Consider the following 13,381-nt stretch of genomic DNA (forward strand, 5'->3'; position numbering starts at 1 on the left):
ACTCTATACTAATTAGCTGCCTCTAGCCGCTTTGTCACGAAAGAAACCCTTGCTAAAACAGCAATAACGATTAATGCAAACGCCAAACGCGCCCACAGTACACCCGATAAATCAGCACCAAGCAGCAAGACTAAAGTAGTGTCTTCTATCACGCTATGGCACAAACTTAAAAAGCCAATGGTTAAGAAAATATCACGTTTCGTTAAACGTCCTGATTCCGCTTCTTTAATTAACAACCCTGCGCCAAACGTGAGCCCAAGCACGGTTCCAATCACTGCAACATTGGCGGCATCTTTACCAATACCCAGCATCCTTAATACGGGATACAGCACCATATGCATCAATCGCTCTACACCCAATACTCGCAGTAGTTTGAGTAATGTCATTAGTGTGAGAATGATGACGTAGATCCAAGCAAACGTTTCGATCTGATTAAGACACCAACCGATAAAACTAGGGTCGGTGCTGGCTGGCGGTTGCCATAACAGCTCACTCGGCTGTTGTAGTAAATCAAAGTGGCTATAAAACTGATGCAATATAAAGCCAAGCACTAACGCCCCACCAAAACGCAAAGCAAGCGTCGCTCGCCACCCTACTCCCATACGCTTTGCTACCGCACCTTCAACGGGTAACGAGTGCCCTAGCAATGCCAGCACACCTAACACTGTCACTTGTGCCACGCTTAAATTTTCCGCAATGCCTAAATTGAAAAACACCAGCATGCCAGCGTAGATATTGGTAAGCATGAATGTCGCCCACACAATCCCCACTTCATCAGGCAGCCCGACCAATTGCATAATCGGCGATAACAGATGACCAAGTAAGGTCACGCCGCCTAACATGTCTAACCCTTTAACGATCAACAATGCAGGCACCATCACTTTTAACAATGTCCAGTACACTCGCCCCGACTCTTTAATTAAGTAGCCGCTCTCTCGAAACACAATATTCATACCTGTCATCTTAAACCTGTTGCTGTGAGGCTATTGTAATCGACATCAAAGAAATTATTTCTCTTTAATAGCCCATAACATGCTGATAAATTCGTTTTAATCACACCAAACAAAATTTTATTAATCATGCCCGAACTCGACAATATTGACCGCAATATACTGCGCCAACTACAAGTAGACAGCCGTCTGACAAATGTTCAATTAGCGGAAGTGATTGGGCTGTCCCCGCCTGCTTGCTTAAAACGCGTGAAGCGCTTAACTGAGGACGGCTACATTGCCAGGCAAGTTACACTACTTGAGCCAAGCAAACTTGGGCCCATGTTGCATATGGTGGTGGAGGTCTTTATGGAGCGAGATCACAAACACCTATTTCAAGCATTCGTGCAGCGTGTGCAAAACACACCGGAGGTAAAGCAATGTTATCAAGTAACGGGGGAAGTCGACTTTGTTTTAATCGTGATGACCACCGATATGGTGGCCTACGAATCTCTGTGTGATCGGCTACTGTATTCCGATCCCAATGTACGTAAGTTTCGTACCTTGATTTCAATGAAGCGAGACAAATTTGAAACCGCTATTGATATCCCTTAAACAACAAAGCCCCAGTAAGCAAAGCTTACTGGGGCTAAGTCGATCGGGGTTAAAGGGGGATCCCGATTAAAACACGAGGTTTTGATTAGTTCGCTGAGTGAGCTGAATCAAATTGACCTTGAAGGTCTGAAATCTTAGCTTCGTATGCATCCACTTTTTGAGAAAGTGTCGCAGGCGAGTTAAATTCAACATTTGGATTAGATTCAACACCCATTGTGTCTAACTGAGCAGAAAGTGCTTTGGCTTGAGCCTGTGCGCTTAGGTAATCGTCATGTAGGTTATTGTCGCTTGCCGCGAAAGAAGCCGTTGCTGTTAAAGTAAGCGCTGCGATAAGTGCTGGAGTCTTGAAGTTCATAATATTCACCTTTAAGTTGTTGGGCTGCGGGCTTGAAGAGATGTCCGCTGCGTTTCGATAAGACAGATATTAGACCTGTTTAAAAATAATAATAGAGCTCAAAGACGCGTTCCAACATGCTTCCTATAATAAGACAAAACAGCCATATTTGATGATAAAAGCACCAATAGCGCATTTACTTATATAAAGGTGACCTATTCATGAGAATTTGCATTAAATAGTCACAAACATCTCGTAATATTATTAAACTCTACCGTCTCAATGACTTAATCGTGCACACAATGCATACGACACGAGCCTTAATGCGTCCTTAAAAGTTAAAGCATACCGTATTAAAAAAAGGCACTTACATAATTGAAATCGAATAAATAGATAAGGAATCATCAAAGGATTCGATCATTCCTTATCTTGCCAGTAAAAAAGCAACGGACTCGCCGTCAGTTAATGCTTAGTCGGGCCTCTTCGAACCCTATCTTTACCGTTGTCAAACACATCTTGTGTCACCCAACGTCCCATCAACAACTGATGCTTGTCGTCCAAAACTGCGACAAAAGGACGTCCATCAGCGTTGTTGGTCGCCAATGCAATCCCCGCAACATTATTAAGACCCAAACCGCCATTTTCCACCGAAATCAAAAAGGCCTCTAGTTCGTCTAGCGTCTCAATTACTGTGTCATCATTAATCATTATCTACTACCCAGATGCGTAAAACAGGCAAGGATATCAGCTCTTAGCCAAAGGCTAAACAGACCGATTACAAAGAATCGTTACTCTCATCGTGCCGATCACTTATCCATACATAACGTCACTTTAACTTACAATCCGAGGTAACCATTACCTGCTAAAATCAATCATAACGTAATCACTAAAGCTCTCTACTAAAATTTGCTCCATACAAATTGCTTCGTATCGCACGACCGTCAAGGTTGTTAGGCGTTTACACTCTCACCTTTACAAGAAGCACCACTTACCCAAACCTAGAGATTTACTCAGTGAACCCTATTAAGCGACTTAAAAAGATTTCACTCTGTTCGAACATGAACAACCTTGACCGGTCTGTCAGGGCCATTCTCGGTATTTTACTTATTTCAATCAGTCCAATCGGGGTCGATGCATCAGGAAATGACGTGATTGGGTGGTTTTTTGCTGTCTTTGGCATCGCGAATGTTATCTCCGCCGCGACAAGTTGGTGCTTTATGTACTCACTGGTCGGTCTAACCAGCTTATCTAAAAAGGATGATGACAACGACGACCAAAGCTTTGAACTCGATTTTAAGTCGATCAGAAAAAAAGCACTTGTCGGATTTGGCACGGTTTCAATATTGATCAGCGCATTTTTCATTGGCGAAGGCTATGAGTCAGGCAAAGCAACGGTGCAAGCCATGGAACTACAGCAGCTGCACCGCAGCGCGGCTTTAATCACCAGTGACCTGGAAAGAGCACTAGGCAAAGAGATCTCTGAAGCACCAGACATTGCCACGCTAAGCCGTAAGATTGCTCAAGAACACTTTATAACCGATACGCCTATGTTTGTTGCGATCAAGCAAGCCAACAACGCGTGGCTATTCCATGCAAAAAATATCGACAAAGCCTCTCAAACAGACATATTAGAAACACTAAAAACACCCAACAACAACGAACTGGCCCGCTTAATGTCGCCGTACGTTGAACATGATTTTTTTCACAATATTGATGACATAGAAGACTACTATTACTCAATAAATGGCAAGCAATACGCCATTACACATCATGGCTTAGCGGTGCAAAACACATCACCCACACACATTTATGTCGGTGAATTAAGCCTTAGCTCTGATTACTTGGTCGACAGTGTCGTTTACCGAATGCTGATTTCGTCCGCAGTGGTCATTTGGATAGCTCTATGGGGCGCTGTTGCGGTTGCATTCTTTATTTGGAAGCACGTGGAAAGCTCCAACTACCGAGCGATAAAAGCCGCCAACACTGATTCGCAAACAGGCTTATTAAATGAGCGCGCACTAAGAGAACTATTCTCAAACAACCTCACTCTCCGCTCTAATAGGGAATACACAGTTTATGCGGCGAAGTTCCGAAACTTATCACAAATTCTAGCGACCAATAGCTCCATTGTACTCACACAAGTATTACAACAGCTGGCCACAAGATTAAAACAAGAGGTGGATCCTGAGTGTATTTTAGGCCGCCTAAATGACAGCACCTTCATCATTATTACACCCGTTGCTAAAGCCAACTGCGTTAACCACTTCAAACAGCGCATTAATGAAACTCAACACTTGGATAACTTTCAGTTTTCGCTAGAGCCCACGGAAGTCGAATTAAACTACCCAACAGATGTCAGTGATTTTGAAAGCCTTATTTCATCTGTTTCTACACTGATTTATCATGCCAATCAGCAACGCTTACCGTATTTGCGCTACCAGCAACACTTGATTCAAAACAGCCGAAAAGTGTCGCAATACTCAGCGGCATTAAAAACAGCCATTGAAGAAAAGCAGTTCGAACTGTACCTACAACCCAAAGTAGACATGCGCACAAGTGATATAGTCGGCGCTGAAGCACTGATTCGCTGGAACCATCCTGAAGACGGGCTGCTTTCCCCCTATCACTTTCTAGACTTAGTTGAGCAAAGCAATATACGTTCGTCATTTGCTTTATTCGTGGTGAACGAAGTGTGCCGTATGGCACTTGCATTACAATCAGCAGGTTATCAGCTGCCATTGTCATTGAACTTAAACGGCTATGATGTGTTTGACCCTAGCGTCATTGCGACCTTAGAACAGGTTTCAAAAGAGCTGTTGGTCCAGAACCACTTAATGCTAGAAATCGAGTTAACGGAATCTGAAACCGCACTCGACGTTGACCACATCGCCAAGCAATTAGATTATATCTCTAATCTAGGCTTCGCCATTGCACTTGACGACTTTGGTACGGGTATGAGTTCATTCTCTTACTCCCATGCACTGCCTATAAACACGATAAAAATCGACCGTTCCTTTGTTTTGAACATCAATGACTCCGATCAATCGCACATCCCCATCAAAGCCATTTTATTCTTAGCAGAAAACTACGGCTACAACGTTGTCGTTGAAGGCGTGGAAACACAACAACAAGTCAATATCTTAACTGAATTGGGCTGCACCGTTTGCCAAGGGTACTTCTACTCTAAACCCATCACTTTCGATACGTTTGTTAAATGTCTCCCCGACCTTCCATAAGTAGTCGTAGGTAGCCACTGGAACCAAGATTAAGACGCGCGGCGACATTGCCAGGTTTGATCACCAGACGCCAAGGTCGCTTCAGCGCCTTTGTTCCAAAAGCTAACATGACCTTTGCTGTACTTCGCTCCCGATGCACTTTTAACTCGCGGTAACATCAACGCTTGCTCTGCCAATAATAACTCAACAGTATCAGGACCGACAAAACGCACGCCCAAATTGGCGATGCTATTGGCATTTCGACAGCTATACTCAGAGACCTGATCTAGCGCCGCATCTTGCTTTGACGCAGTCGGAGCCATCTCAATCATCTTTAATCTCTGGGTGCCGCTCGCATCCTCAGCCACTAGCCATGTATCAGACAAACGACGAATCGTGACCGTCTCTTTAAGCGCACTTAAAAAACGTTGTTCTTGCTTCATCAACGCCGGAGCACACGCCATGCGTGTTGACACCGCCTGATCCACTTTCAAAGTCTTCCCTTGCTCGATCAAGTTTGCTGAGTAGCGATTACAGCTTGTCGAGCCACTGATACGACCCTGTTCTGAGAACAACACCGTGACATGAGAATTGTCTATGATACCTCCCTGATCAATGCTTTCGACTTGCCACTGACCAGACAGCTGCGCCAACGAGACATCGTCATACTCAGATGACGTCTGATGTGATGAACACCCCGCCACTGTCAGAGCAACCAGTGCCCCACCTAACCAATAACGCTTCATAATGCCTCCTTCCGTAATGACTATAAACTTTCTATACGCTAACCAAATACGCCAGCAATGAACAGCATCAAAAAACGAATCCACCTAGACTACAAGAACCTTACACCTCACACGCAAATGTAGGCCTAAATTGGAACGTTGAGTCTGCGTAGGTGCGTAATAAGACAGCACTAACGATTCTCAAATTTCATAAAACATGCAACTATAAAACCACTAACTAAATCCAAGGAAGTGGTTATGAAAATCATCAACGCGCGATTACGTCACCAAGACACACTCTTTACCCTTGAATGTGAGCACGGCGTGTTCAAATCGATCACTCCACAAACGTCTGTTATCTCTGAACCCTGCGATATCGATGCGCAACAAAAACTGGTCTGCGCCCCCTTTATTGAGCCCCATATTCATTTAGACGCGGTGCTGACCGCCGGCGAACCACGCTGGAACAAAAGCGGCACGCTGTTTGAAGGCATTGAATGCTGGGCCGAGCGCAAGCAGCAACTCACCCAAGACGATGTTCAACGCCGAGTACTCAAAGCCGCCGAGCTACTGATTAGCCACGGGGTGCAACACATTCGCACCCACATTGACGTGACCGACCCGGAGCTCACAGCCCTTAAAGCCATCGTGCCGCTAAAAGCGCAGCTCGCCCCCTACCTGGATTTGCAGATCGTCGCGTTCCCTCAAGAAGGCATCTTGTCTTACCCCAATGGCAAAGCCTTAATGGAACAAGCCCTTGAACTGGGCGCAGACGTGATTGGTGGCATCCCGCATTTTGAATTCACCCGCGAATACGGCGTTGAGTCCATGCGCTGGGTGATCGAGCTGGCGCAGAAGCATAATAAATTGGTGGACGTACACTGTGATGAAATCGATGACGAGCAGTCGCGCTTTTTAGAAGTGCTTGCGACCGCCGCGCTGGAAAGCGGCCTAGGTGATCGCGTCACCGCCAGCCACACCGTCGCCATGCATTCGTACAACAACGCCTACTGCTCCAAACTGTTTCGTTTGCTGAAGCGCTCCGGCATTAACTTTGTCTCCTGCCCGACCGAAAACATCCACCTACAAGGGCGCTTTGATACCTTCCCCAAACGTCGCGGCATCACCCGCGTCAAAGAACTGCGCGATGCCGGCATCAACGTTGCCCTCGCCCAAGACTCCATCCAAGACCCTTGGTACAGCCTCGGCAACGGCAAACTGCTGCGCCAAGTCGACTTCGCCCTGCACGCCTGCCACATGATGGGCTACGACGACTTCTCTACCGCCCTCGACTTCATCACCGACAACAGCGCTAAAGTACTGCACATCAGCGACCAATACGGCATCGACGTCGGCAAACCCGCCAACTTCATCGTCCTCAACGGCGCCGACGACGTCGAAGTCATCCGCGAACAAGCCGACGTGCTGTACTCGGTTCGTGAGGGCAAGGTGATTGTTGAAAGGCAACCAGCGGTAGTGAAGACAAGCGTGGAATTGGGGTGAAGTTTTAGAGCCAAGCCCCATCGGTGAGAGATGGGGTTGGGTATTGGGTGTGTTGGGAGAGATAGTAGTTAGTAAGAGTTAGCGCCAAATTAAGTTGTGAGCGGTGCTTGACTATGCTTTAGCGAAACGAAAACGCCAAGCGTTGCGAATCACTCTTAAATGCTTTGTTAGATGCGTGGTATCAAGTACTCATGGTCAAGGCTTCAATATTGCTTTCAACCCAACTAGAAATAACCTTCTTTGCATTTCGTTCGATTGTTTTTCGCCCAAACGTTCGGTTCCAGATGCTACTTGGCAGCATGTCCTCAGTTATTTCACCTAAAATATATACAGGTCGTTTAAAACAGCCTTGCTGCATAAAAAAGTCTTCAGAAATATACCCCGTAACACGACACAAGATTACCTTGCTTTGTTTGGTTCTTACAAATACTAGATCGCCCGCCTGCATCACGGATAACCAATACCGAATAGCTAAATCACAGCGACGCTTACCTGAATCTTCTAGTTTGATTTTTCCAGCGTCTACAAGTGATAGCTTAATATCTCGAACTAATTTGGCTAAGTCTTTCCCACTGAGGCTAAGCTCAGGGAAAATTAAATGCTTATGTTTTGTCGCAACTTCTAAATCACCACAACTGCCGTGAGCACTGTAAATGTATGGCGAATTTTCATTAAGATCGAGGTCCTTCCAACCATCGTTGTCCATACGGATAAACCAAATATTCATTCTGAATCCTATCATTATCGAGAAAGTGCCTAACGCCCACATAAAAGGCGGAACGTCAGCGACGTCCAGCGCACGAAGTGTAGCGGTTTGGCTGTCCCTCTGGCTGGCCTTATTATGCGTGACCTTACTGCCCATTTTCTATGGCCTGTTTAATTATTGGCACAACGGTTTCGGGAGTAATCCCGCGCTCTTGGCAATATTTTTGTAGACACTCAGTTATACGCCTCTGCGCTCATATTCCACCGGTCTAAGACAGCCCAAACGGAGTGCCTGCTCTCTCGGTTATAAAACACTTCGATGAACTCGAAGATAGCGGATTTGGCCGCCGTGATCGACTCGAAATGCTCGGCATATATCAGTTTCACCTCCAGCTGACTGAGAAACGATCCCGTGTGCGCGATGTCCCAACAATTTCCCTTACGGCTCATGGAGTAGCTCCGTGCTAAGGGCTAGCCAAACAATAGAAGGTATCTTCTGTTCGCGGGTAACTCTGTAGCCTAAAACGTCTCAATCAGCTGACGCTTTAGCTTTCGGATGAATTGATTTGCTAGGCAACTCAACATCGATAATCCAATCCGCCTCGGCGAACATATCCAATTATGCTCGATCACCAATACCGAGTTACCGGCATCCACTAAGCGATGCAATGTCCCGCTAAATGTGCCAACACAAATTCAATAAAACAGGAGGCCCAGTTGTACTTAGCGAAATTTTGCTGAATTAGCTATTGAAACTAGAACATATTTTCTTACGGCGTAGTTAAGAAGACACTTTTTTAGTGGGTGCACAGAGTTGGAATAGTTGCGTGTTTTGGTCCACCCATTTAAGCAATTCCGCCAATCGCGCAGACTTGTTATACCCTTGTCGATAAACCACAGATATTGGCAAAATTGGACTTCGCCACTCAGGCAGTAATTGTATGAGTTCGCCGCTTTCAACTTTTTCGCGCACGACAAACCAAGGCAGATGCGCAAGCCCCATACCACCTTCGACTATATTCACCAAGCTGACAAAATCGCCACATTGAAAGGCGACATCCAGATTCACTTGCTCAATTTCCTTGCCACTTTTTAACACCCAGGTGGGGCTTTCACCTTCAAAAATTTGAATACTCTTGTGTTTCACCAAATCTGAAGGCTGACGAATAGGCTCACACGACTTCAGGTACTCAGGGGACGCCACTACTACGCGGTTACTGGACCCAATTTGCTTTTCTATCAAATTTTCGTCTCGGTTTTTGCCCATTCTAAAGGCTAGATCAATCCCTTCCTTAAAGAGGTTTTCATATTCATAAGACAACTGAAGCGAAACGGAAATATTTGGCCATTGCTGGAGAAAAGTAGGAAACAACGTTTCAGACAAAAAACGCCCCAAGGCCGGAGACGCCCCTAATCTCAAGCGACCAGCAACCCTAGTGCTCATGGTACGCATGTCATCCAGTAAATAGCTGGACTCTTCAAGTAGCACCATAGCGCGACCGTAGAGCAATCGGCCAGCGTCAGTAAGCCTCACGACTCGGGATGAACGCTCGAATAAGCTCAGCTTCAATTGCCCTTCAAGCTTAGCAATACTTGTACTTAGTTTTGACTTGGGGATCCCCAGTTTATCTGCTGCCGCTGTAAAATTAAGAGTGTCCGCCGAGACCACAAAATATTGCAGCAACCTCAAATCCATTGTTTCATATTTCATAACGATATGTTTTATAACTCACTATTGTTTAAATGAAGACTATGCATCAAACTCCTTTTACCAGCAATGAAAGTTTGCTAAATCAAAACTGTTTAAAGGAGAGAGTCATGATTAAAGCCTATGCAGCATCAGCACCTGGGGCCAAGCTAGAACCCTTCGAATACGATCCAGGTCCTTTGGCACACGATGACGTGGAAATTGATGTTGAATCGTGTGGTATATGCCATAGCGATCTCAGTATGTTGGACAATGATTGGGGCTTCACTCAATACCCTTTTGTGCCCGGTCACGAGGTGATTGGCGTGGTCAACGCCGTGGGTGACAATGTGACGTCTATTCAGGTAGGCCAACGCGTCGGTTTGGGCTGGCATTCAGCCTATTGCAACACCTGTGGTACCTGTCAATCGGGCGATCATAATTTGTGCTCTAAAGCCGAGATGACTATGGGTGGACGTCACGGTGGTTTTGCTGAAAAGGTCCGTGCTCAGGCCAGCGCTGTAGTGCCTCTTCCAGAAGGCATAAATCCTGACTCTGCCGGGCCCTTACTATGTGGTGGCATAACCGTATTCAATCCCTTGATTCAGTTTGGTGTTAAGCCAACGTTTAAAGTCGGTGTTATTGGCATTGGTGGTTTAGGGCATATTGCCTTGCAATTTTTAAACGCGTGGGGATGTGAAGTCACTGCATTTACCCGCAGCACCAAAGAGGCTGACGAACTCAAAAAACTGGGTGCACATAAAGTTTTAAACAGTAGTAATGCAGAAGAGCTGGAAGCCGCCGAAGGACGATTTGATTTTATTCTTTCTACGGTTAATGTGAAGCTGGACTGGAACGCCTATATCGCCACACTCGCGCCGAAAGGCCGCTTGCACTTTGTGGGTGCCACGCTAGAGCCATTGGATATCAACGTGTTCCCATTGATCATGGGGCAGCGCTCTGTGTCGGGTTCACCCGTGGGAAGCCCAGCGACCATCCGTAACATGTTGGACTTTGCCAGCTTACACAATATTGCACCGGTAACAGAATACTATAGCTTTGAGCAAATAAACGAAGCGCTGGATAGACTACGCAATGGTAAACCCCATTATCGCATTGTCTTAAAACGCTAAATTTAAGCTAATTGTAGCGGCTTTATGGGTGTCCCAGATTATTGACTTCTACCGATGGTTCCAGATATTGCTGGAACCTTCTCCAAAATTCTATGATTTTGGTAAATGCTCGATTATCCATAGTGACACTTAACTTTTAAATAAGGTGCGCAGACGCGTAGGCGAAAATGGCGAAGCCGCCCGCGTGTTTGCGTCCCAGCGAACGCACTGAGTGCCAACAGCGTTTTGTTAGTCGTCCCTGAATAATGGCGTTTTTAGACTAAAGCGCCATTTCATTTTCTAGCCTTCTTGGCAATAAGGCTTGAATCCATTCCATCCCGCTATAAAAGCAACCCCAGATCAAGGTAAAATTAAGCCACTTCAGCAACTTACGAAGGTTTTAACCACAGGCACTTAAGATCACGTTATTAAGTTAGCTGGCATATATAAAATCAAATAATTGCTACATTTTTTCGAAAAAATAGTTTTATAGTTGATTGATACCTACGTGAAAGCTGTTTTTCAAGCGCATAGCATCCTGTTTTGGAGCATAACCAAGCAGCTTAGAGTATTCTCGACTAAATTGTGCTGGCTCACTATAACCCACCTTAAACCCGGCTTCTGCAGCATCGTAGCCTTCAACAACCATAAGGCGTCTCGCCGCCATTAAACGCAAATGACTTCTAAAGCGAATAGGGCTTGTTCCAGTAACCATTTTAAAGTACTTATGAAAACTAGAGTGTCCCATTAATGCTATATCGGCAAGATCCCTAGTGGATATAGATTCAGTGAAGTGAGATTCGATCCATTCAATCGCTTTTCTAATACGGCGTAACCGACTACTTGATGTAACCATTTGAGCAAGAACAGAATGAGTCTCTGGCTGCTGAAGAAGTCGCCAAATCAATTCTTTTTCAACCAATGGAGATAAAACATCAATACTCTTTGAATCATTCATTGTTTCCGCAAGTCTCACTACTGTATCGACGAGTTCATTATCCATTTCTCCAAGCCTTAACCCTGAAGAGATAGCATGGTTTATTTTCTCTTCAACAGATAACGACATCAATTCGACTATGATTTCGGAATCTAAGTCCAGTCTAAGACAAATATAAGGGTATTTTTTTGTGGCTTTTACAACGGAGCCAAAAACTGGCTGTCGGACAGAGCCCAATAGATAACGAGCAGAGTCATAACGATAAGTCTGATCATCAATTCTTGCTTCTTTGACGCCTTGAGCGACCACGCATATTGAAGGCTCGTATAAGACTAATTCAGGTATTGTAGGTGCGGAACAGCGCATGATAGACATTCGAGGAATAGGCGTATGAAATACCCCATCGCTGCCTGAAAACTGCATTAGCAAGTCCACTAAATCATTAATCGTACGCATTTAAATAATGTCCACACCTAGTTTCTCCCAACAAATACGAACACGGATAAATGGAGGATTATACAAGAACAAGAGAATGTAAACATACCGCATTGAAGCTCTTTTTTGGCAATATTTTCTCTACACCAGCCCGTGACCATGGGTTGATATTATTGAATATGTAGGAGCAAAAAGTATGAAAAAAACTTGGTTTATCACAGGTGGATCTCGCGGAATAGGCGTCGAAATAGTGAAAGCTGCCCTTGCTCAAGGAGATAACGTCGTCGCAACTGCACGCGATGTTACAAAACTTAGAGAACAGCTTAGTGAGCATGCAGATAAATTGGAGTGTATCGAGCTAGACGTGCAAAATAGTAAGGCAGCAACAAAAGCAGTGGCAAGATCTGTTGAACGGTTTGGAGGAATCGATGTTCTGGTGAACAACGCTGGTTACGGGCAGCTAGGTCATTTCGAATCTGTTGAAGCAGCGTCGATTGAGACGCAGTTTCACGTTAATGTTTTTGGCTTGATGCATGTAACTCGAGCAGTTTTGCCACAAATGCGCAAACAACGAAGTGGATGTATATTTAACCTTTCCTCCATAGGTGGCGCAATTGGGTTTGATGGAGCGTCAATATATTGTGCTTCTAAATTTGCTGTCGAAGGTTTTTCAGAAAGCCTTGCACAGGAAGTGGCTCGTTTTGGAATTAATGTCACTATCGTCGAACCTGGTTTCTTCCGCACTGACTTTCTGGATGCGTCTTCTGTACTCTACGGTCAGGTTCAAAATCAAGATTATACGGATGCTGTTAGCAATCAAAGATCACAGTACGATGCCTATAGCCATATGCAGCCAGGTGACCCTTATAAATTGGCACAACTCATTGTTAATACTGAAGGCCTTATCCAACGCCCGGCCCGCCTTGTTGCTGGTTCGGATGCCCTCTCAATGTCTCGTGTTGCTCTCAATGATCGCATAGCAGAGCTAGAACAGTGGGCAGCTTCATCAACATCAACAGATTTTCATGAAGGAAAATAGTAATAAGTTTGCTTTTCTTTCCTGCACTCTGGAAGTCAAACTTAACGTCGTTATCAGGAGGCCGAAAAGTGGAGCCAATTTTGTGTAAAATTGGAGCGGAGCGACATACACAAAATTTGCGTAACTTTTTGGCTCCCCTGCATAA

The 13,381-nt window shown here is 45.1% G+C and carries 13 protein-coding genes; 5 read left to right on the forward strand and 8 right to left on the reverse strand.

Going from position 1 to position 13,381, the window contains the following annotated elements; genetic code table 11:
• Window positions 1–8: 8 nt before the first annotated feature.
• Window positions 9–953, reverse strand: coding sequence for a hypothetical protein (locus AYW76_RS12720; protein WP_067220749.1), 945 nt, complete (start codon window positions 951–953; stop codon window positions 9–11).
• Window positions 954–1,079: 126 nt separating this feature from the next.
• On the opposite strand from AYW76_RS12720, the gene AYW76_RS12725 reads away from it, so the two are divergent.
• Window positions 1,080–1,544: an Lrp/AsnC family transcriptional regulator gene (locus AYW76_RS12725; protein WP_067035900.1), complete on the forward strand. Its 465-nt coding sequence runs from the start codon at window positions 1,080–1,082 to the stop codon at window positions 1,542–1,544.
• Between the two features lie 85 nt (window positions 1,545–1,629).
• Here the strand turns inward: AYW76_RS12725 and AYW76_RS12730 are convergent, their stop codons facing one another.
• Both AYW76_RS12730 and AYW76_RS12735 read right to left on the reverse strand, forming a co-directional pair.
• Complete coding sequence (locus AYW76_RS12730) at window positions 1,630–1,899, reverse strand: hypothetical protein (RefSeq protein ID WP_067035896.1); 270 nt, start codon at window positions 1,897–1,899, stop codon at window positions 1,630–1,632.
• A gap of 441 nt (window positions 1,900–2,340) precedes the next feature.
• The gene (locus tag AYW76_RS12735) at window positions 2,341–2,586 is read right to left on the reverse strand and encodes a hypothetical protein (protein ID WP_067220752.1); all 246 of its coding nucleotides are present in this window, start codon (window positions 2,584–2,586) and stop codon (window positions 2,341–2,343) included.
• A gap of 350 nt (window positions 2,587–2,936) precedes the next feature.
• Here AYW76_RS12735 and AYW76_RS12740 point away from each other — a divergent pair, with 350 nt between their 5' ends.
• On the forward strand, window positions 2,937–5,114 hold the full coding sequence (locus AYW76_RS12740; protein ID WP_067220754.1) for an EAL domain-containing protein: 2,178 nt from the start codon (window positions 2,937–2,939) through the stop codon (window positions 5,112–5,114).
• Window positions 5,115–5,143: 29 nt separating this feature from the next.
• Here AYW76_RS12740 and AYW76_RS12745 read toward each other — a convergent pair whose 3' ends face one another.
• Window positions 5,144–5,839, reverse strand: coding sequence for an META domain-containing protein (locus AYW76_RS12745; protein ID WP_067220757.1), 696 nt, complete (start codon window positions 5,837–5,839; stop codon window positions 5,144–5,146).
• Window positions 5,840–6,076: 237 nt separating this feature from the next.
• Here AYW76_RS12745 and codA point away from each other — a divergent pair, with 237 nt between their 5' ends.
• On the forward strand, window positions 6,077–7,321 hold the full coding sequence (gene codA, locus AYW76_RS12750) for a cytosine deaminase (RefSeq protein ID WP_067220760.1): 1,245 nt from the start codon (window positions 6,077–6,079) through the stop codon (window positions 7,319–7,321).
• A gap of 181 nt (window positions 7,322–7,502) precedes the next feature.
• Here the strand turns inward: codA and AYW76_RS12755 are convergent, their stop codons facing one another.
• The 3 genes from AYW76_RS12755 to AYW76_RS12765 all read right to left on the reverse strand — a co-directional run bounded on the left by AYW76_RS12755 (window position 7,503) and on the right by AYW76_RS12765 (window position 9,737).
• Window positions 7,503–8,048: a hypothetical protein gene (locus AYW76_RS12755; protein WP_067220763.1), complete on the reverse strand. Its 546-nt coding sequence runs from the start codon at window positions 8,046–8,048 to the stop codon at window positions 7,503–7,505.
• Between the two features lie 212 nt (window positions 8,049–8,260).
• On the reverse strand, window positions 8,261–8,476 hold the full coding sequence (locus tag AYW76_RS19680; RefSeq protein ID WP_067220766.1) for an IS3 family transposase: 216 nt from the start codon (window positions 8,474–8,476) through the stop codon (window positions 8,261–8,263).
• A 331-nt stretch (window positions 8,477–8,807) separates the two neighbouring features.
• Window positions 8,808–9,737, reverse strand: coding sequence for a LysR family transcriptional regulator (locus AYW76_RS12765; RefSeq protein ID WP_067220768.1), 930 nt, complete (start codon window positions 9,735–9,737; stop codon window positions 8,808–8,810).
• A gap of 107 nt (window positions 9,738–9,844) precedes the next feature.
• Here AYW76_RS12765 and ahr point away from each other — a divergent pair, with 107 nt between their 5' ends.
• On the forward strand, window positions 9,845–10,846 hold the full coding sequence (gene ahr / locus AYW76_RS12770) for an NADPH-dependent aldehyde reductase Ahr (protein WP_067220771.1): 1,002 nt from the start codon (window positions 9,845–9,847) through the stop codon (window positions 10,844–10,846).
• Window positions 10,847–11,312: 466 nt separating this feature from the next.
• On the opposite strand, the gene AYW76_RS12775 is transcribed toward ahr, so the two are convergent.
• Window positions 11,313–12,218: an AraC family transcriptional regulator gene (locus tag AYW76_RS12775; protein ID WP_067220775.1), complete on the reverse strand. Its 906-nt coding sequence runs from the start codon at window positions 12,216–12,218 to the stop codon at window positions 11,313–11,315.
• A gap of 175 nt (window positions 12,219–12,393) precedes the next feature.
• On the opposite strand from AYW76_RS12775, the gene AYW76_RS12780 reads away from it, so the two are divergent.
• On the forward strand, window positions 12,394–13,236 hold the full coding sequence (locus AYW76_RS12780; protein ID WP_067220778.1) for an SDR family NAD(P)-dependent oxidoreductase: 843 nt from the start codon (window positions 12,394–12,396) through the stop codon (window positions 13,234–13,236).
• Window positions 13,237–13,381 lie beyond the last annotated feature (145 nt).

The organism is Marinomonas gallaica (assembly GCF_001639745.1).
In the GTDB taxonomy this organism is placed as follows: Bacteria; Pseudomonadota; Gammaproteobacteria; order Pseudomonadales; family Marinomonadaceae; genus Marinomonas; species Marinomonas gallaica.